The sequence below is a fragment of the Pseudomonas ulcerans genome (assembly GCF_036324125.1).
GTDB classification, from domain to species: domain Bacteria; phylum Pseudomonadota; class Gammaproteobacteria; order Pseudomonadales; family Pseudomonadaceae; genus Aquipseudomonas; species Aquipseudomonas ulcerans.
Map to the genome: position 1 here is coordinate 116,886 of NZ_JAZDQN010000011.1, position 17,913 is coordinate 134,798.

Here is a 17,913-nt window from a genome sequence, read left to right on the forward strand (position 1 = left end):
CTAATTAATTCATTGATTTTATTGAATATTTTTTGTGTTGGGTTTGTGTCGGGTAAGCGAAATTTGTGTTGGGTTCAGCTTTTGGGGGATTTTCGATGAACAAGGACGAAATGCAGTTCGTGCTGGCCTCCAGGCTTGCGGCTCATCGGGGCGAAATGGCGCAGCTGTTAGATCAAGCGGAGCGCCTGAGCCTGGTTAGCGACCTCATGCGTCACTGGGGCGAGCAGTGCGCCCGGCAGGGACTTGGTTCCAGTATGGGGAGCCAGATGGGAACGATCATGGAGTGGAAGGGCGCCGCCCCGCGAGGTGGCTCCTCTGGGTCGCGAATCCTGATAGCAGGTGCTGGGCTTGATCACTCGGCTGCCGAGGTGGACGCTGCTGTGGCCGAACTGGACCGGCGTGATAAGCGCGGCGCTGCCCTGGCCAAGCTGGCGCGTCTGCGGTATTTGCATGGAGCGCCAGTGCGGGAGCAGATGCGTGAGGTCGGGTTGGCTGAAGGCGCAGATCGCACATATCGGAACTGGGTCAAGGCGCTTCACCTTCAGGTGTTCGGGATCTTGAGTGCGCGTGCTGGGCGAGTTCGACAGTCTACCGTTCGTCGGGTTGAAATGCGGCTTGTCTGCAACATTGATGCTACATAGCTGCCACATCGCGACGAACCGAAAACTGCCCCTTTTCGGTTTTTCCGGTAGCAGGTAGAAAGGCGTCACGATATCAAAACTGCGCTTCGGCGCTCCCCCCCCCCTACAAGCACTGTGTTGTGCGACCCGCGTCAGCTTCATCGGCGCATTGAGAACCCTGCCCTCCGGCGGGGTTTTCTGTTTCTGGCACCTTGCTTTGCCAATGAGGCTTACATGAATAGCGAGCAACAAGCGTTGGTTGAGATGCCGATCTGGATGGTCATCCTGCTGTCCCTGGTCGGTGGTGTTTCCGGTGAGATGTGGCGGGCCGACAAGGCTGGGGTTCGTGGTTGGTCGTTGGTGCGTCGCATCGTTCTCAGGTCTGGTGCCTGCGTTGTCTGTGGGGTCTGCACCATCATGCTGTTGTACTCGCTGGGGGCATCGATCTGGATGGCCGCTGCGTTCGGTTGCCTGACCGCGATGGCCGGGGCTGATGTCGCGATCAGCCTCTATGAGCGCTGGGCCGCCAAGCGTCTGGGCTTGGCTGATGTCGCTGCGCCAAGCCATGAGCAGTAACGAACGGCGGGGGAGCAGTGCTTCTCGCGGATATGGGCGGCGCTGGCGTGAGGCTCGCGAAGTCTTCCTGGGGGCTCACCCGTTCTGCTCGATGTGCTCAACCAGTCACCGCCCGGTGGCTGCGACCGTCGTGGACCATAAGATCGCTCCCCGGGTGCAGGAAGCCAAAGACGCGGGCGATCCCGAAAGGCTCAAGGCTGCATGGAAGTTGTTCTGGGATAAGAGCAACTGGCAGCCGCTCTGCAAGCTTTGCCATGACTCGGTTAAGCAACGGCTGGAGCGCAGCGGTCGGATCGCCGGCTGTAATGCCTCAGGTCTGCCGCTTGACCCCAATCATCACTGGAACCGGCGCTGATCGCCGGGCCGGCGCTCCCGCGCGCCCTGGCTTGCCGGGGTAGGGGGGGTAAAAAACTTTTTGCTCGCCCCCTCGTTGACCGCTCGCCCACCTCTGTGTGCAAAACCGGGAAAAATGAGGGAGGGGGGGTATCAGACATAGGAGGTTTCCATGGCCGGAAACGGTAACTCCGGGCGGCCTGGACTGCCCGCGTCGGTGCATCTGCTCAACGGCAACCGCAGCAAGCTCTCGCCTGCACAGCTGATGAACGAAATCAAAGATCCGGCGGTGCCGGTGGGCGTGCCGCCGATGCCGGACTTCATCACCGGGGACGCGGCGGTCGAGTGGACGCGGATCACCGAAGCGCTGTTTGCTGTGGGCTGGGTGTCGCGGCTCGACCAGATGGCGCTTGCCACGTACTGCCAAGCCTACGGCGACTGGTTGCGCTTCCAGCGACTGATCGCCGAGCGCAACGCGGCATCGCTCGATGGCCTGGGCGGTGAGATTCAGACCTTCAAGACCGGTGCCCAGCAGACGCACGTGCTGCGGCAGCTGGCCAACGACGCCGAGAAGCGTGCGAACGCTGCGGGTGCTCAGTTCGGGTTATCTCCCCTGGCGCGCCGGAACATGAGAGCCGCCCCGGCGGCGCAAGGAGAGTTGTTCCCACATGCAGGACGAGACGCTGCCGACAAATATTTCAACTGACTGCCGTGTTAAAGGGTTCGCTGACCAGGTGCTGGCCGGCGCAATCATCGCCGGGCCGGATGTTCGTAATGCTGCCCGGCGCCATCTGCTAGATGTTGAGACAGGACATGAGCGCGGGCTGATCTGGAATGCCGAAGCGGCAGAGCGTGCCATTGGCTTCTTCGAGGATGTGCTGCGCCTGAACGGCGGCGACTTCGAAGGGCTGCCGTTTCGTCTTGCTCCGTGGCAGGCGTTCATCGTGGGTAGCCTGTTTGGCTGGTACACCGACGATGGCTACCGCCGGTTCCGACAGGCATACATCGAAACCGGAAAGGGCTCTGGCAAATCGCCCCTGGTCGGGGGGATCGGTCTCTATGGCCTGGTTGCTGATGGCGAGCAGCGGGCAGAGGTCTATGCTGCGGCCACCAAGAAAGACCAGGCGCAGATTTTGTTCCGCGATGCGGTCGCGATGGTGAACATGGCGCCTCACCTTGCCGGCCGCCTGGTGCAGTCGGGGCGTGATGAAAAGGTCTGGAACCTGTTCTACCCCGCGACCAATAGCTTTTTCCGCCCGATCAGCTCCGACGACGGTCAGTCCGGCCCTCGGCCCCATGTGGCGCTGATCGACGAGCTGCACGAACACAAGACCGCCAGCGCGGTGAACATGATGCGGGCCGGCACCAAGTTTCGGCGTCGAGCCTTGATCGTGATGATCACCAACAGTGGCTCCGACAAGGGCTCAGTGTGTGGTCAATATCACGACCTGGGCGTGCGGATCTGCGAAGGCAAGGAGCACAACGATGCGTTCTTCGCCTTCATCTGCTCGTTGGACAAAGGTGATGACCCGTTCAAGGACGAAGCATGCTGGCCAAAGGTGAACCCTTCGCTGGACTTCATTCTTGAGGGGCAAACCGATGGTATCCCCGGTCGCAAGTACCTGCGGGAGCAGGTGGCCGAGGCCAAGGGCCTGCCTGCGAAAGAAGCCGTGGTCAGGCGCCTGAACTTCTGCGAATGGACCCAGGCGACATCGCCGTGGCTTTCCTGGGAGATCTGGCGCGGTGCAGCCGAGCGGGTGCCGATGCGTGTTCTGCGCAACCGCCCATGCGTCGGCGGGCTGGACTTATCGAGTACCACGGACCTGACGGCGTTCGTGCTGATGTTCAGCCCCATGCCCTATGACCCGCACTGGCGCTCGCTGTCGTACTTCTGGATCCCCGACGATGACCTGGCGGGCCGAGAGAAGCGTGACCGAGTGCCATACACGCAATGGATCAAGGAGCGCCACCTGGAGACCACACCTGGTCGGGCCATCAGCAAACTGCATGTGCTTCGGCGCCTGCAGACGATCTGCGATTTCTTCGACGTTCGGCGGATCGCATATGACCGCTGGCGGATCGAGGACTTGCTGCAACTGATGACCGACAACGGCATCACGCTGCCCGAACTCAAGCCCTTCGGTCAGGGCTTCAAGGACATGGGCCCAGCGGTGGACGAGTTCGAGCGGCGCCTGCTGGGGCGCAAGGCCGAGCCAGAGGATGTCATCGAGCTGGATCCAGACGACTACGAGGTTGTGTCGGAGGTCACCACGGTCACCGAGGTGGTCGAGACCCTGCTGCACGACGACAACCCGGTGATGACCTGGAACGCCGGCAACGCAGTGATCGTTTTCGACCCAGCCAACAACCGGAAGGTGGACAAATCCAAAGCCACGGGCCGCATCGACGGCATCGTCGCAGCCGTAATGGCGGTCGGCATCAGCAGCGACATTTCCGAGGCATCAGGCACGTCGATTTACGACGAAGGGGTAGGTATATGAAGTTGATTATTGCGTCCTGGGCGGCGGGCCTGCTGGGCTTCGCGCTGCTGGTCGCCGGCGTTTGGATGCTGCATCGACCTGCGGCATTCATCGTCGCGGGGATGGGTTTGCTGGTCTGGGCCAAGTTGGCCGATCAGGCGGCTGCGCACCAGGCGGCAAGGGAAGGGGGCTGACCATGTTCTTTTCCAGCCTACGCGCCTCTGGCGTGGGTACGTTGACCAACCCGGACAACGGCTTCTGGCGCGGCTTGATAGGCCGGGGGCGTAGTTCGGCAGGCGTTGCTGTTACCCCGGAAAGCGCTCTTGCTCTACCCATCTTGCAAAACTGCGTGACGCTGCTGGCTGAGACCGTGGCGCAATTGCCGCTGGAGCTGTTCGAGCGCAAGGACAAAGGCCAGAGGGAGGCGGCCATTAATCACCCCCTCTACGACGTACTGCGGTACCAGCCCAACCCGTTCCAAACCCCTTGCGAGTACATGGAGCGGCACCAGGGCGCAGCCGGCCTGCGAGGAAACGCGTTCAGCTTCATCGAGCGCCGTGAGGACGGCAACGTCACCTCGCTGTGGGCCCTGAAGCCGGAGCAGGTGCAGGTGCTGAAAGGGGCGGACCTGATGCCCTACTACCGGCTTGGTGTCGGTGAGGCGGTGCCGATGCGGATGGTTCATCACGTCCGCTGGTTCGGCACCAATCCCTACGTCGGTCTGTCGCCGATCGAGCTGCACGCCGATGCAATCGGCCTGACCCAGGCTGTTCGTCAGTACACCGGCAAGAGCTTCGCAAACGGCGTGGCCGTGTCGGGAGTGATTGAGCGCCCCCGCGAGGCACCCGCGATCAAGGATCAGGGCACCGTCGACAAGATTGTTGATCAGTGGGGCCAGAAGTTCGGCGGCATGGATAACGCGAAGAAAGTCGCGCTGCTGCAAGAGGGCATGACATTCAAGCCGGTGTCCATGTCCAACGTTGACGCCGAGATCGTCGGCATCATGAAGCTGACTGGTCTGGACATCGCGCGGATCTACAAGATCCCGTTGCCCATGGTCAACGACTTGGAGAAGTCGAACTACAACACGCTGGAACAGCTGATGATCCAGTTCGTTGTGTTCGCCCTGCTGCCCTGGGTGAAGCGGCACGAGCAGGCGATGATGCGCGACTTCCTCCTGCCGAAGGATCGGCGGACACACTTCATCGAGTTCAACCTGTCGGGCCTGCTGCGCGGCGATCAGAAAAGCCGCTATGAGGCCTACGCTATCGGCCGGCAATGGGGGTGGCTCAGCGTGAATGACATCCGGCGCTTGGAGAACATGCCCCCGGTGCAGGGAGGCGATATCTACCTGCAGCCCCTCAACATGGTCGACGCTGGCAAGCAGCCCGATCTGAACAACCCCACAGTGCGCGCCCAGCTGGAGCTGCAGCACGCAGAGATCGGGAGGATCCTTGCCCAATGAGTAAGCAATACCTGCGGGCATCCAGCCTGCTGTTCAACCAGCCGCTGCTGGTTACCCCCGACATGCTCGACCTGGGCGTGCGCTGGGCCAACCAGACCATGAGTCTCAACATCATCAACCTGGGAGGCGGCTCGGCCCAGCTCTGGAAGGACGACGACCCCATCGACCGGGTTGCGATCGCTGACGAGCAACGCCGCAACGCGATTGCGCAGACCGGGGTCGAGGTTATCCCGGTGAGCGGTGTCCTGGTCAGCCGTGGGAGCCACATCAACGCGTGCGAAACCATGACCAGTTACGAAGGGCTCCGCTCGCAGTTGCAGCGCGCTGTTGCCGACCCGCTGGTCGAACGCATCGTTCTGGATATCGACAGTCCTGGCGGGTCAGCCGTGGGCGCTTTCGAACTGGCCGATGATATCCGGGCAATGACGGAGCAGAAGCCCATCACTGGCCTGGTCAACTACATGGCCTACAGCGGTGGCTACCTGATCGGGTCCGCTTGCAGTGAATTGGTGGTGAGTCGTACCAGCGGGGTCGGATCGATCGGTGTCATTGCGAGCCACATGGACCGCTCCAAGATGGAAGAAGGGATGGGCGTCAAGGTGACCACGGTATTCGCCGGGGCGCACAAGAACGACCTGTCTCCCCACGAACCCATTACCGAACAGTCCTTGGCATTCCTCAACGAGCTGGTGCAGGAGAGCTACCAGATGTTCGTCAACTCGGTCGCCGAGTTTCGCGGTCTGCCGGTGGCGAAGGTGATTGCCACGGAGGCCGGTTTGTACCGCGGCCAGGGCGCAATCAACGCTGGGCTTGCTGATCGACTTCAGAGCCCGCAACACGCTGTCGATGAGCTGTCGCGTGCTGTTGCGCAGAACCGTGCAACACGCCAGTCGAGCCGTATCAGCGTGCGCGCAGCAGCCCTGGCCATGCAATCGCTGACCTGAGCCACCCTCTTATCAAACGAATCCTGACCCGCCAAGTGCGGGTTTTTTTATGCCTTGGAGGCAGCATGTCCCTTGTACTTCAGATGCGTAACGAACGCGCCGGCCTGGTTGCCCAGGTGCAGGCGCTGGCCAAGATCGAGGCCGATGGCGGCAGCTTGTCTGTCGAGCAGTTGCAGCAGTTCACCACTCTCGAAGCTCAGGTCCATGACCTGACCGCCAAAATCAAGCGCGCCGAGTCGGCGGAGCAACTGGCTGCGGCCAGCGCGGTACCTGTCAACGAATCGGCCCAGGGTGTAACCAGTCCACCAGGCAGTATCTCCGGACCGTTCAGCGAGAAGGCGAAGCCCGGTACTGGTATGGCCCAGATGGCACGCTTGTTGGCGTCTGCCCAGGGCAACCAGCAGACCGCCGCGCAGATGGCCAAGGACGGCGGCTTCCCCGCTGATGTTCACATGGCACTCAGCGTTGTCACCCCTGGGGCTGGCGGCGTACTTGTCCCGACGAACTTCGCGACCGATGTCATCGAGTCGCTGCGTCCTGTTTCCATTGTTCGAAAAATGGGCGTCACCAGCCTGCCGTTGAACAACGGCAACCTGACCCAGCCGCGAATCACCGGCAACACCGTCGTGACCTATATCGGTAGCGATACCGATATTCCGATCACCGGGATGACGTTCGCTGATACGAAGCTGTCGGCGAAAAAGGCAGCGGCGATCGTTCCAATCTCGAACGACTTGTTGGCGATGAGTGGGGTCAACCCGCGTATCGACGGCCTCGTGCTGAACGACCTGACTGTGAGCATGGGCCTGTCAGAGGATCTGCACTTCATCCGCGCTGATGGTTCCGGCTCCCTGCCCAAAGGTATGCGTCACTGGGCGTTGCCGTTCAACCTCCTGCCTGCTCCAGCTGTAGACGGCTTGACCCTGGAAAAGATCGACCTGTTCCTCGGCGGGATGATGCTGCGCCTGGAAACGGCCAACGTGATGATGAAGTCTTGCGGCTGGCTGATGGCTCCGCGCGTGCTGCGCTGGCTGCAATCGCTCCGGGACGGCAACGGTAACAAGGCCTACCCGGAGATCGATTCGGGCATGCTCAAGGGCTACCCCGTTGGCCTCAGCAACCAGATCCCTGTGAACCTAGGCGCTGACGGCAACGAAACCGAAATCTACTTCGTCAACTTCGCGGATTGCATGATCGGCGAAGACATGGACCTGACCCTGAGCTTCAGCAATGAGGCGTCCTACAAGGATGCCCAGGGCGAAGTCGTCAGTGCCTTCCAGCGTGACCAGACACTCCTGCGCGTCATCGCGAAGCACGACTTCGGCCCGCGCCACGTCGAGAGCATCGTTGTGGCGATCGCCGTGAAGTGGGGCGCAGGCATGTAAACCTTGGCCCCGGATTGGCCGGGGCCGCTCAGCTGGATGGAAGTTATGGCAAAGGTAATTGTTGTGTTCACCGGTTCCTGGCGCGGTTACAGCAGGGGCGAGGTGGCCGGGTTCGAGGAAGACGTCGCGCAGTCGCTGATCGATGGTGGCCGTGCTGAGCTGCGCGAAGGCAAGAAAGGAGGCAAGTCTGGTAGCGGTAAGGGCAAGCCGGCCCCGGCCGCCACCCAGCCCGGCCCGTCGACGGAGCCACCGGTACCGGATCCGGACTCGGATGGTGCGGAAGACGATGAAGGCAAGCCCTGATCGTGGCGCGCCGCATCGCCTACACGGGGGCGCCCGTGCTGACGCTTGACCAAGTGGCCTTTCAATGTAGGGCGGAGCCTGAAGACCTCCAGACCGAGCTGATCGACCACATCATCATTCCGGGCGTGACTGCTCAGGGAGAGTCGAAAACGGGGGCGGCGATTCGTGAAGCGATCTATGAGGAAGACTGGCCGGCGGGTTATCCGTCGGGGCATTCGCTGGATGTTGGCCAGGTGGTCGCCATTGAGTCCATCCACGTCCTGGGTGATGCCGGTTCGCCGGTACCGTTTTCTGGCGCTGTGGAGCTGATACCGGGTGGCAAGGAAAGCTACCTGGAGTTCCCGGGAGGCCGGCCAGCTGGCCGGCTGAGGATTCGCTACCGTGCCGGCGTGGATGTGGAGGCTCACCCCGGGGTTCTGAGTTGGTTGCTGATGGCTGCTGAAACGGCTTTCACCCATCGCGGCCAATTGATCGTCGGGCAGTCCTTGGCCGAAGTCCCGAGTAGTTTTGTCGACCACCTGCTGGCTGATATCACCGTTCCGCCGAGGTTCTAGCTATGGCGATACGAGCACCTGAATCTGGCGAGCTAACGCATCGCATGGCCGTCAGAAGGCGGTCTGACAAAACGGCTGGTCCTGGCCTGGAACCTGAGTTCACACCACTCTGTGGGCGTTGGGTCAAAGTCGAGCCGCTTGGCACGGCGACCTACGCCAGTGTCCAGCAGACCCAAACGACTACTACCCATCGCCTTTACTGCCGCTTCATTCCTGACTTGGACGCCGACTGCGAGTTTGTTGGGCGTGGCCGCGTGTATCGCGTGATACGGCCTACCGATCTGGGTGGGCGCCGGGTCTGGTCGGTGATCGAGGTCGAGGAGTTAGGACCGGCGAATCGAGAAGGAGGGCAGCCACATGGCGAACTCAGTTTCGATTGACGGCTACCTGCACGTCGAGGGTTTCGACCAGTTCGAACGCGATGTCTTTAACAAGCGAAAGATCCGCGCAGGGATGCGAAAGATCGGCCAGCTGATCACCGGGCGGGCCCAGATGAACCTGGCGCTCGGTGGTGGACGGGATGGCTACCCGATCAACCGCACCGGAGCCACAACCGACTCAATTGGCTTCAAGTTGTCGCGCTCGGGCTTCCTCGTCCGGGTAGCGCCGAGCAAAAGCGCGAGCATGAAGGCGTTCTATCCGGCGTACCTGCACTACGGCGTACGCCGCAAGACAGGTCCCGGATGGCGGATCACGCCTCGCGACAACTATATGACCGACGCCCTGGTCGACAGCCGGGACGAAGTGCAACGCATCTTGCAGCAGGCTTTTGCCGCCGCGCTGCTCAACTGAGAGCCCTTTATGAAAATCACCCCTGTGATCGAGCAGTTACGCACGTATGCGACCGGCTTCGAGGGACGCGTGGCCGGCGGCCTGGATTGGGATCCCACCAAAGACAGCGCGAAGATGAAGCCCCCAGCGGCCTACGTGATCGCCGTCGGCGACTCGGCTGACGAACCCCCAGCGCAGAACGTGATCACCCAAGACGTTCGCGACGCGATCGATGTCTGCGTCGTGCTGCCCACCGATGACGAGCGGGGGCAGTCTGTCGTCGACGTCCTGCACGGCGTTCGTGCGCAGGTGTGGCGCGCCTTGGTCGGCTTCGAGCCCGATGATGAATCGGGCCCGCTGCTGTATGACGGGGGCCAGTTGCTGCTGCTTGAGCGTGGCCGCATGGTCTATCGCTACCGCTTCTATGCCGACTTCAAGTTGGGTCGGCTTGAGTGGGACGGCGAGGGCAAACCGCAGACCTGGCAAGAAATGGTCTTGGCCGGTTTGCCAGCGCTGGAGGGGGTCGACAGCCGCTATGACTTCATCGATCCCCTGGTCGACAAGAACCTTTCCCCGGCAGGCCCTGACGGCCGTGTCGAATTCCAAACCAAAGAGGATCTACCCCAGTGACCACTGTCCACCTGTGGCCGGCCCCGGGGCGCGCGTGCCCGATGCCGGAGAAGGGCGGCGAGCTGCTGCCCGACAAAGGCGCGCCTGTAACCCTCAATGCCTACTGGCAGCGCCGCATCAACGATGGGGACGCCTTGAAAGAAGACCCCGCCACGGCTGACGAAGCCCAGGCAGATCCGGCCCCTGCCGCCGACGCCCCGGCAGATCCGGCGCCGGCCCCCACACCTAAGCCAGCCCGGAGGCCGAAGGCATGAGCGTAAGTTTCAGCAACATCCCCAGTGATATCCGTGTCCCGCTGTTCTACGCGGAAGTCGACAACTCGATGGCCAACAGCGGCACTTCGACGCTGCGCCGGCTGCTGGTCGGCCAGGTCAACGACGACGTGACCGGCCCCGAGGTTGGGCGCCTGACCCTGGTGTCGCAGACTAGCCAGGCCCGTACCATCGCTGGTGACGGCTCGATGCTCGCCGCGATGCACGCTCGTGTGCGTGCGATGGACGTGGCCGGTGAGGTCTGGTGCTTGCCGCTCAAGGTCAGCACCGGCGCTGTTGCGGCAGGCACCGTTACCGTAACGGGCGCGGCCTCGGCGTCTGGACTGCTCAGTCTCTACGTCGCCGGCGCCCGGGTGCAGACGGCAGTTGTTGTCGGCGCCGATGCGTCGGCAGTAGCCGCCGGGCTGGCAGCGGCGGTAAACGCAGCGGTGACGCTGCCCGTGACCGCCACGGCGGCGTCCGGTGTGGTCACGCTCAAGGCCAAGTTCAAGGGCGAACTGGGGAATGACATTCGGCTGCAACTCAACCGCCTGGGCCGCGTCAACGGCGAAGTTATCCCGGCGGGCCTGACGGCGGTCGTCGCTCCAATGACTGCCGGCGCCGGCACCCCGGACATGGCTGCAGCACTGGCGGCGCTGGGTGATGAAGAGTTCGAATTCATCGCCCAGCCCTGGACCGATCCGACCACGCTCGACGCCTGGAAGGACACCATGGACGACAGCGCCGGGCGCTGGTCCTGGGCCAAGCAGATTTACGGCCACGTCTATTCCGCGCGGCGCGGGACGCTGGGCCAGCACGTCGCCGCCGGGCGCCTGCGCAACGATCCGCACGTCACCGTGCACGGCTTCGAAGCCGGCGTGCCCCAGCCAGCCTGGGAGGTGGCAGCGGCCTGGATGGCGCGCACGGCGGCATTCATCAGCGCGGACCCGGCTCGGCCAACCCAGACGGGCGTGCTGGTCGGGATCAGCCCTGCTGATGCCAGCGATCGATTCCTACTGAACGAGCGGCAATCGCTGCTCACCAGCGGCGTGGCCACCGCCAGTTACAGCGGCGGTAGCTACCGTATCGAACGGGCGGTGACGACCTACCAGCGCAACGCCTACGACCAGCCGGACGATTCGTACCTCGACAGCGAGACGCTGCACCAGTCGGCGCACGTGATCCGCTACCTGCGCTCGATCATCACCAGCAAGTACGCCCGTCACAAGCTCGCCAACGACGGCACCCGCTTCGGCGCCGGGCAAGCGATCGTCACGCCCAAGGTGATCCGTGGCGAGCTGGTGGCGGCCTACGGAGCCCTGGAGCGTGACGGCATTGTCGAGAACACAGAGCTGTTCAAGCAAAACCTGATCGTTGAACGCGACCCGAACAACCCGAACCGCCTCAACGTGCTGTTCCCGCCGGACCTGGTCAACCAGCTGCGCGTGTTCGCACTGCTCTACCAGTTCCGCCTGCAGTACGCCGACGCGGCGTAACGCAGTTCATCTACTCCGGCCCGCCTTGTGCGGGCTTTTTTATGGGAGGCCCCCATGGGTCAGAAAGTCGCGGGCACTTGCTACATCAAGGTCGATGGCGACCAGCTCACCATCACCGGCGGCGTTGAAGCCCCGCTGATGGACGTGAAGCGCGAAAGCATCGTGCCAGGGTTTTACAAGGAAGAAGACCTGATCCCCTACGTCAGCGTCGACGCCGTAAAAACCCCCAATTACCCGCGCGCCAAGCTGGCGGCTGGGACCAACATGACCGTCACTGCGGAGTTCGCGGACGGCTCTGTCTACGTGCTGTCCGGCGCGTTTCTGGTGGACGAAACCAAAGTGACCGGCGATGACGCCAAGGTCTCGCTCAAATTCGAAGGCATCGCAGGAGACTGGCAGTAATGAGCACCGTAAACCATAAGCTGAGCGCCCCGATTCAAGCCCATGGCGAGGAAGTCAAGGAGCTGGAGCTGCGCCGTCCCACGGTGCAGGAATGCCGCGCAATCAAAGTGCTGCCTTACACCATCGGCGCCGATGGCTATCCGGTGGCAGAACTCGAAGCAGCGGCGAAGTACATCGCCGTGTGCGCAAAGATTCCTCCTACCTCGGTTAACCAGTTGGACCTGCGGGACCTCAACCAGTTGGCCTGGCTGATCGTCGGTTTTTTCCTGCCGAGCGATTCGAAGGAATCCGAGAAATCGTCGAGCTGACGTATGACCTCGCCTGGTTCTGGAAGGCCAGCCCAGTCGAGATCCAGAACCTGCCGCTCGACGAGCTGTTCGAGAGTGAGGAAAACGCCTGGCGGATCAACGACCTGACCAAGGGGGCATAAATGGCTGATCGCTTCCAGCTCAAGGCCCTGATCACCGGCGTGGACAAGCTATCGCCGGTGCTGCAGGGAGTACGAAAGAATGCGGCAATCCTGCGAAAGCAGCTGAACAATTCTGGGCTCGGGAAAATCACCTTCGGTGAGGCCCTGCAGGGTGGAGCCATAGCGGCCCCGTTCGTGATGGGCGTCAAGGCTGCCATGGGCTTCGAAAGCGCCATGGCGGACGTGAAGAAGGTGGTGAACTTCGAGACCCCGGCGCAGTTCAAGGCCATGAGCGATGACGTGCTGGGCCTGTCCGAGCGTCTGCCCATGACGGCCGAGGGCATCGCGCAGATCGTCGCAGCTGGTGGTCAGTCCGGCATTGCCCGGGAAGAACTGAATCGCTTCGCCGAAGACGCCGTGAAAATGGGTGTGGCCTTCGACCAGACCGCCGAGCAATCCGGGCAGATGATGGCGAAGTGGCGCACCGCCTTCAAAATGAACCAGGATGAAGTGGTCACGCTGGCCGACCAGATCAACTACCTGGGCAATACCGGCGCGGCCAGCACCGGGCAGATTTCCGAGATCATCACCGCGATCGGCCCGCTGGGCGAGGTGGCCGGCGTCAATGCTGCACAGCTTGCGGCAATGGGCTCGACGTTGGCCGGCGTGGGTATTGCCCAGGACGTGGCGGCGACGGGCATCAAAAACTTTATGCTGACCCTGACCGCCGGTACGGCGGCCACCAAGTCGCAGAAGGAGGCCTTCAAGTCGCTGCGCCTGGATACCAACGAGATTGCGAAGGGCATGCAGACAGACAGCGAAGGCACGATCAACAAGATCCTGCAGACGCTGGCCAAGGTCGACAAGGCGAAGCAGGCGGCGGTTCTGACCCAGTTGTTCGGCAAGGAGTCGGTGGGGGCCATTGCGCCGCTGCTGACCAGCCTTGGCACGCTGCAGACCAACTTCAAGGCGGTGGGCAAGGACGGCAAGTACGCCGGCTCGATGACGGGCGAGTATGAGGCTCGCGCGGCGACGACCCAGAACGCGGTGCAGCTCCTGCAGAACAAGGTCACCCGCTTGGGGATCTCGGTCGGCTCGATGCTGCTGCCGCCGTTCAATGATTTCCTCGACATGGTCGGGCCGCTGGTCTCCCAGGTGACCAGCCTGGCTGTGGCCCACCCTGGCCTGATCAAGGGCATTCTCGGTGCCGCCGTTGGTTTCACCGTGTTGCGCCTGGCTGCTGCAGGTGCAACGGCCATGCTGACGCTGATGAACGGTGTCGCGAGCATGAGCCCAATTGGCCTTGTGGTGCGCGGCATCGCCATCGCCGCCGGCCTGGTGATCGCCAACTGGTCAACGATCGGGCCTTACTTCCAGAGGGTCTGGGCCATGATCGAGGCCCCGGCCATGCGGGTCTGGGGCTGGATCAAGACTGCGTTGTCGTGGACGCCGCTCGGCCAGTTGATCGCCAACTGGGGGCCGCTGACCGAGTTCTTCGGCGCGACCTGGGAACTGATCAAAGCGCTGTCGGTGCCGTTCTTCGACTTCCTCAAGTCGGCGTTCGAATGGACCCCGCTCGGCCAGGTGGTCAAGCACTGGGAGCCACTAACGGCGTACTTCAAGGGACTGTGGGACAAGCTGCGGCCGATCATCGAGCCGATGATGAAGTTCCTGGGCTTCGAGTCCGAAGGTGGTGCCGACGGCGCAGGTGTGATTTCGGCGGCGACGAACAAGGTCAAGGCGTGGACCGAGGAGCAACAGGCGCGCAACGCCGCCGGTCAGCCGGTCCCGGGGGCTCTGGTGCGACCTGTCGTTGACGCGCCGCAGCTGATGCCCCAGGCCACCAGTGCGGCCAGTTTGTTGCGGGTTCCGGTGCCCCAAGCTGCGAATGGGCCGCTTCTGTCGGTTGTTCCGGCGGCGCCAGTGCCGCCCACCCAGCAGCCGCTCCCGCCGGTAGCCAGCATGCCAGCGGTGGCCGCTGCGCCGAAAGCGGCGCCGGCACCCCTGCCTTCGGTGTCATATGACCCGCGTGACCCTGACGCAAAAGATCCATTCCTGCTGCCGGCGTCGACCGCGAACAAGGTGCGCTACCCAGGCGCCGGACTGGTCGCGCCACAAACGCAAGGGGAGAAGAGCCTGCCCGCGTCCCGGGGTTCGCTGGTCGAGCAGGCGACAGTCAACAAAACCAAGCTGGAGGGCTCGATGCTCGTTCGTTTCGAGAATGCACCGGCAGGCATGCGGGTTGACCAGCCGCAGACCAACCAGCCTGGTCTGTCGGTAACCCCGCAGGTCGGCTACCGGTCGCTAGGCGGAGGTGGGGCATGACGACATGGCGCGACCAGTTGCACCCTGCGTCGTTTCGCGGGGTGCCGTTCCATGTGGATAGCGACAGCATGCCGGTCGGCCGGCGTACCCAGTTGCATGAATACCCCCAGCGTGACAAACCGCTGGTGGAGGACATGGGCCGGGTCACGCGGACCAGCAGGCTGACCGCGTTTGTGGTCGGTGATGACTGTCTCGTCAAGCGCGACGACCTGCTGAACGCGCTCGACAAGCCCGGCCCGGGGGAGCTGATACACCCTTGGTTCGGGCGGATGATCGTCACGGCGGGCGACTGCGACGTGACACACGAGCGCCGTGAGGGCGGGGTGGTCCGCTTTGAACTGACGTTCATCGAAGAGGGCGAGAAGGGCTTTCCGGCTGGCGTGCCGAATACGGCGAGGCAGCTGGAAGAGTCGTCGGAAAACCTCCTGCAGTCAGCTATTCGGCGATACAAGGCTGCCATGGCCGTGGTCAACCGTGTTCGTGTGTCGGTGCTCGCGCTGCAAAACGCGATTGCCGGCATCCAGCAGGCGATCTATCAGGAGTTCGCTCAGTTGACAGGACTGGTCAGTTCGGTGGAGGCCCTGGCCGACATGCTGATCAACTCGCCGGGCAACTTCGCGGCGATGTTCCGGGCGCAGTTTGCCGACTTCACAGGCCACAACCGATCCTCGGGCTACAGCTGGGGGGCAACGTCGAGCAGTGCCGCGTCGGAGCTGGAAGCGGACCCTGAGTTCGCAAGGACGGTTGCCGGGGTGCCGGCGGTGGAGCCTGAGTTTGCCGGCTTTGTCCCGGCGGGCCGCGATATTGCCGGGAAGGTTGAAGCCGCCCAGGTACTTGTCGCGGCGCTGGCTGCCGATCGAGCGGCGACCAATGCTCCTGGTGGGCTGGCCACGGCTACCGTGGCCCAGGCGGCGCGTGAGCTGGTGCGCGACGTGCTGATCGTCTATGCCGTGAGGGTTGCGGCGACCATGCCTGCGGTCAAGGCGCCGGCAGGCTTGCCGGGTACGCCGACGCTGCAGCAGCAAGTCGCCGCGCCGGTTGAGCGACCGGAAGTACCAGTCACGGCCGACGTGGTGGCCATCCGCGACACCCTCAACGCCATGCTCTGGGAAGCCGCTCAGAACGTACCTCATCAGCATTTCGAGGTGCTGGAGGTGGTGCGTAAGGCGCTGCGCGGGCACCTGACCGAGGTCGCGCGAGCGGGAGTACGGCTCACCCAGGTGACGACGCACGAAAGCTTGCCGGCGGTGGTGCTCGCATACCAGTGCTACGGCGACGCCTCGCGGTCCGCTGAAATCGTTACGCGTAACAAGGTGAATCACCCCGGCTTTCTGCCCGTCGGTGAGTTGACCATCGCCCAGGAATAACCCTATGGACCCATCGAATGCCGTCACGCTCACCGTGAACGGCCTGGATTATCGCGGCTGGAAGAAAGTCAGCATCAGTGCCGGCATCGAGCGACAGAGTCGAGATTTCAAGCTCGACGTGACTTGGCGCTGGCCCGGCCAGGACACCGAGATTCCGGTGCGCCAGGGTGACCATTGCGAGGTACGCATCGGCGGCGACCTGGTGCTGACCGGCTGGATCTACAGCACGCCGATCAGCTATGACGCACGGTCGGTGAACCGCTCTGTCAGCGGCCGCTCTCTGACGTCGGATCTCGTCGATTGCTCGGCAATCAACAAGCCAGGGCAGTGGCGGGGACAGAGCGTCTACCAGATCGTCGAAGCGCTGGCCGAGCCCTACAACGTGGCGGTGGTCACGCAGACCCCGGACACAACGCAGGTGACAGATCACAGCATCGAACCCGGGGAAACCGTGTTCGAGTCGATCGACCGGCTGCTGACGCTCTCGCGGCTGCTGTCCACGGATGATGCCCGTGGTCGGCTGGTGATCGCGAAGGCGGGCAGCGCCGGGCGTGCGGTGGATCGCCTGGAGCTGGGCCAGAACATCCTGACCGCCTCGGCGGATCTGGATTTTTCCGGCGTGTTCTCCGAGTACCGGGTCACCGGCCAACGTTCCGGCACGAACAACGAGTTCGGAACGGCGGCGTCCGAGGTCAAGGCTACCGCAACCGACCCTCGGGCCGCGCGAAAGCGTGTGTTGCAGATCCATGAAAGCGGCCAGCTGACCCCGGCGCTGGCCGAGGCCAGGGCGAATTGGGAGCGCGGCAACCGCATCGGCAAAGCGCTGACCGTTCGCTACAAGGTGCAGGGCTGGCGGCAATCGAACGGCGCGCTGTGGCTTGCCAACATGATCGTGGCAGTCGTCGATCCGCTGATCGGTTTCGAGCGCGACATGCTGATCAGCGAAATCGAGTACAGCCTCGATGACAACGGCACCGTGGCGAACATGACCCTCGGCCCGCCGGAGGCCTTCGAGCCGGAGCCGAAAGACCCGCACAAGTCGCGCAAGCTCAAGAAGGGCGGCAAGGCGGACAACTTCGAATATTTGATCCCAGCAGACTGGAAGCCAGAATGAAGCCGAGCAATTTCCTTGTACGGGGCGTGCTCGCCCTGGTCGGCGCCGGCAGCAAGATGCAGTCGGTACAGATGCAACTGACGGCCGACGAAGTGAAAGACGATATGGAGCACTTCGAGCCCTACGGCCTCACCTCCAATCCCCATCCCGGCGCCGAGGGCCTGACGGCCTTCATTAACGGCGACCGCTCCCATGGCGTTGTGCTCTGCATTTCTGACCGCCGCTTCCGCCTGCAGGCGCTCAAGACTGGCGAAGTCGCGTTGTACACCGACGAGGGGGATTTCCTGCACTTCAAGCGCGGCCGGGAAGTCGCCATCGAGACGCTGACCCTCAACGTGAAGGCCGACGCCGGTGTGAACTTCGATACCCCGCTGATCCGCACCACGGGCCGCATTGAGGCCGCTGGCGACGTTGTGGCCGCCGGGGTCAGCACGTCGCAACACGTTCACGAAGGCTCCGACAAGAAGCCGGTACCGGGGAGCTGACAT

22 protein-coding genes are annotated in these 17,913 nt (G+C 63.0%); all 22 read left to right on the forward strand.

The window, feature by feature from the left end; all coding sequences use genetic code 11:
• The first annotated feature begins 95 nt into the window (after nt 1-95).
• Entirely contained in the window at nt 96-641 is a 546-nt protein-coding gene (locus V0R59_RS12930; protein WP_375547400.1) for a hypothetical protein, read from the forward strand.
• 213 nt (nt 642-854) lie between these two features.
• On the forward strand, nt 855-1,196 hold the full coding sequence (locus tag V0R59_RS12935) for a phage holin family protein (RefSeq protein ID WP_330076461.1): 342 nt from the start codon (nt 855-857) through the stop codon (nt 1,194-1,196).
• A 130-nt stretch (nt 1,197-1,326) separates the two neighbouring features.
• On the forward strand, nt 1,327-1,551 hold the full coding sequence (locus tag V0R59_RS12940) for a hypothetical protein (protein WP_330076462.1): 225 nt from the start codon (nt 1,327-1,329) through the stop codon (nt 1,549-1,551).
• Between the two features lie 150 nt (nt 1,552-1,701).
• Nucleotides 1,702-2,235 (forward strand): phage terminase small subunit P27 family, encoded by a 534-nt coding sequence (locus tag V0R59_RS12945; protein ID WP_330076463.1) that lies wholly within the window; start codon nt 1,702-1,704, stop codon nt 2,233-2,235.
• On the forward strand, nt 2,198-4,030 hold the full coding sequence (locus V0R59_RS12950; RefSeq protein WP_330076464.1) for a terminase large subunit: 1,833 nt from the start codon (nt 2,198-2,200) through the stop codon (nt 4,028-4,030). The genes V0R59_RS12945 and V0R59_RS12950 overlap by 38 nt, the downstream gene beginning before the upstream one ends.
• Entirely contained in the window at nt 4,027-4,203 is a 177-nt protein-coding gene (locus V0R59_RS12955) for a hypothetical protein (protein WP_330076465.1), read from the forward strand. The genes V0R59_RS12950 and V0R59_RS12955 overlap by 4 nt, the downstream gene beginning before the upstream one ends.
• 2 nt (nt 4,204-4,205) lie before the next feature.
• A complete protein-coding gene (locus tag V0R59_RS12960; protein ID WP_330076466.1) occupies nt 4,206-5,474 on the forward strand; it encodes a phage portal protein in 1,269 nt (422 codons plus the stop codon).
• Nucleotides 5,471-6,418, forward strand: coding sequence for a S49 family peptidase (locus V0R59_RS12965; RefSeq protein ID WP_330076467.1), 948 nt, complete (start codon nt 5,471-5,473; stop codon nt 6,416-6,418). The genes V0R59_RS12960 and V0R59_RS12965 overlap by 4 nt, the downstream gene beginning before the upstream one ends.
• Before the next feature lie 65 nt (nt 6,419-6,483).
• Nucleotides 6,484-7,803, forward strand: coding sequence for a phage major capsid protein (locus tag V0R59_RS12970; RefSeq protein ID WP_330076468.1), 1,320 nt, complete (start codon nt 6,484-6,486; stop codon nt 7,801-7,803).
• 45 nt (nt 7,804-7,848) lie between these two features.
• Nucleotides 7,849-8,106: a hypothetical protein gene (locus V0R59_RS12975; RefSeq protein ID WP_330076469.1), complete on the forward strand. Its 258-nt coding sequence runs from the start codon at nt 7,849-7,851 to the stop codon at nt 8,104-8,106.
• Between the two features lie 2 nt (nt 8,107-8,108).
• Entirely contained in the window at nt 8,109-8,660 is a 552-nt protein-coding gene (locus tag V0R59_RS12980; protein WP_330076470.1) for a hypothetical protein, read from the forward strand.
• A 2-nt stretch (nt 8,661-8,662) separates the two neighbouring features.
• On the forward strand, nt 8,663-9,040 hold the full coding sequence (locus tag V0R59_RS31920) for a head-tail adaptor protein (protein WP_446033242.1): 378 nt from the start codon (nt 8,663-8,665) through the stop codon (nt 9,038-9,040).
• Nucleotides 9,018-9,452 carry a hypothetical protein gene (locus V0R59_RS12985; RefSeq protein WP_330076471.1) on the forward strand — a complete coding sequence of 145 codons (435 nt, stop codon included), beginning with the start codon at nt 9,018-9,020 and terminating at the stop codon, nt 9,450-9,452. The genes V0R59_RS31920 and V0R59_RS12985 overlap by 23 nt, the downstream gene beginning before the upstream one ends.
• Before the next feature lie 9 nt (nt 9,453-9,461).
• Nucleotides 9,462-10,061: a phage tail terminator protein gene (locus V0R59_RS12990; RefSeq protein ID WP_330076472.1), complete on the forward strand. Its 600-nt coding sequence runs from the start codon at nt 9,462-9,464 to the stop codon at nt 10,059-10,061.
• Nucleotides 10,058-10,315, forward strand: coding sequence for a DUF2635 domain-containing protein (locus V0R59_RS31925; protein WP_375547401.1), 258 nt, complete (start codon nt 10,058-10,060; stop codon nt 10,313-10,315). Before V0R59_RS12990 ends, V0R59_RS31925 begins: the two co-directional genes overlap by 4 nt.
• On the forward strand, nt 10,312-11,808 hold the full coding sequence (locus tag V0R59_RS13000) for a phage tail sheath subtilisin-like domain-containing protein (RefSeq protein WP_330076473.1): 1,497 nt from the start codon (nt 10,312-10,314) through the stop codon (nt 11,806-11,808). The genes V0R59_RS31925 and V0R59_RS13000 overlap by 4 nt, the downstream gene beginning before the upstream one ends.
• A gap of 54 nt (nt 11,809-11,862) precedes the next feature.
• Nucleotides 11,863-12,210, forward strand: a complete 348-nt coding sequence (locus V0R59_RS13005) for a phage tail tube protein (RefSeq protein ID WP_330076474.1) — start codon at nt 11,863-11,865, stop codon at nt 12,208-12,210.
• Complete coding sequence (locus V0R59_RS13010) at nt 12,210-12,518, forward strand: phage tail assembly protein (RefSeq protein ID WP_330076475.1); 309 nt, start codon at nt 12,210-12,212, stop codon at nt 12,516-12,518. The genes V0R59_RS13005 and V0R59_RS13010 overlap by 1 nt, the downstream gene beginning before the upstream one ends.
• Nucleotides 12,519-12,640: 122 nt before the next feature.
• Nucleotides 12,641-14,944, forward strand: a complete 2,304-nt coding sequence (locus V0R59_RS13015; RefSeq protein WP_330076476.1) for a phage tail tape measure protein — start codon at nt 12,641-12,643, stop codon at nt 14,942-14,944.
• The gene (locus V0R59_RS13020) at nt 14,941-16,311 is read left to right on the forward strand and encodes a DNA circularization protein (RefSeq protein ID WP_330076477.1); all 1,371 of its coding nucleotides are present in this window, start codon (nt 14,941-14,943) and stop codon (nt 16,309-16,311) included. The genes V0R59_RS13015 and V0R59_RS13020 overlap by 4 nt, the downstream gene beginning before the upstream one ends.
• Before the next feature lie 4 nt (nt 16,312-16,315).
• Nucleotides 16,316-17,425, forward strand: coding sequence for a phage baseplate assembly protein (locus tag V0R59_RS13025; RefSeq protein WP_330076478.1), 1,110 nt, complete (start codon nt 16,316-16,318; stop codon nt 17,423-17,425).
• Nucleotides 17,422-17,910, forward strand: a complete 489-nt coding sequence (locus tag V0R59_RS13030; protein ID WP_330076479.1) for a phage baseplate assembly protein V — start codon at nt 17,422-17,424, stop codon at nt 17,908-17,910. The genes V0R59_RS13025 and V0R59_RS13030 overlap by 4 nt, the downstream gene beginning before the upstream one ends.
• The last annotated feature ends 3 nt before the right edge of the window (nt 17,911-17,913 follow it).

What these genes read in the sequence shown, in the direction of transcription:
- V0R59_RS12930 (WP_375547400.1), top strand. Translation starts at nt 96, where the DNA reads ATGAACAAGGACGAAATGCAGTTCGTGCTGGCCTCCAGGCTTGCGGCT.
- V0R59_RS12935 (WP_330076461.1), top strand. Translation starts at nt 855, where the DNA reads ATGAATAGCGAGCAACAAGCGTTGGTTGAGATGCCGATCTGGATGGTC.
- V0R59_RS12945 (WP_330076463.1), top strand. Translation starts at nt 1,702, where the DNA reads ATGGCCGGAAACGGTAACTCCGGGCGGCCTGGACTGCCCGCGTCGGTG.
- V0R59_RS12950 (WP_330076464.1), top strand. Translation starts at nt 2,198, where the DNA reads ATGCAGGACGAGACGCTGCCGACAAATATTTCAACTGACTGCCGTGTT.
- V0R59_RS12955 (WP_330076465.1), top strand. Translation starts at nt 4,027, where the DNA reads ATGAAGTTGATTATTGCGTCCTGGGCGGCGGGCCTGCTGGGCTTCGCG.
- V0R59_RS12960 (WP_330076466.1), top strand. Translation starts at nt 4,206, where the DNA reads ATGTTCTTTTCCAGCCTACGCGCCTCTGGCGTGGGTACGTTGACCAAC.
- V0R59_RS12965 (WP_330076467.1), top strand. Translation starts at nt 5,471, where the DNA reads ATGAGTAAGCAATACCTGCGGGCATCCAGCCTGCTGTTCAACCAGCCG.
- V0R59_RS12970 (WP_330076468.1), top strand. Translation starts at nt 6,484, where the DNA reads ATGTCCCTTGTACTTCAGATGCGTAACGAACGCGCCGGCCTGGTTGCC.
- V0R59_RS12975 (WP_330076469.1), top strand. Translation starts at nt 7,849, where the DNA reads ATGGCAAAGGTAATTGTTGTGTTCACCGGTTCCTGGCGCGGTTACAGC.
- V0R59_RS31920 (WP_446033242.1), top strand. Translation starts at nt 8,663, where the DNA reads ATGGCGATACGAGCACCTGAATCTGGCGAGCTAACGCATCGCATGGCC.
- V0R59_RS12985 (WP_330076471.1), top strand. Translation starts at nt 9,018, where the DNA reads ATGGCGAACTCAGTTTCGATTGACGGCTACCTGCACGTCGAGGGTTTC.
- V0R59_RS12990 (WP_330076472.1), top strand. Translation starts at nt 9,462, where the DNA reads ATGAAAATCACCCCTGTGATCGAGCAGTTACGCACGTATGCGACCGGC.
- V0R59_RS13000 (WP_330076473.1), top strand. Translation starts at nt 10,312, where the DNA reads ATGAGCGTAAGTTTCAGCAACATCCCCAGTGATATCCGTGTCCCGCTG.
- V0R59_RS13005 (WP_330076474.1), top strand. Translation starts at nt 11,863, where the DNA reads ATGGGTCAGAAAGTCGCGGGCACTTGCTACATCAAGGTCGATGGCGAC.
- V0R59_RS13010 (WP_330076475.1), top strand. Translation starts at nt 12,210, where the DNA reads ATGAGCACCGTAAACCATAAGCTGAGCGCCCCGATTCAAGCCCATGGC.
- V0R59_RS13015 (WP_330076476.1), top strand. Translation starts at nt 12,641, where the DNA reads ATGGCTGATCGCTTCCAGCTCAAGGCCCTGATCACCGGCGTGGACAAG.
- V0R59_RS13020 (WP_330076477.1), top strand. Translation starts at nt 14,941, where the DNA reads ATGACGACATGGCGCGACCAGTTGCACCCTGCGTCGTTTCGCGGGGTG.
- V0R59_RS13025 (WP_330076478.1), top strand. Translation starts at nt 16,316, where the DNA reads ATGGACCCATCGAATGCCGTCACGCTCACCGTGAACGGCCTGGATTAT.
- V0R59_RS13030 (WP_330076479.1), top strand. Translation starts at nt 17,422, where the DNA reads ATGAAGCCGAGCAATTTCCTTGTACGGGGCGTGCTCGCCCTGGTCGGC.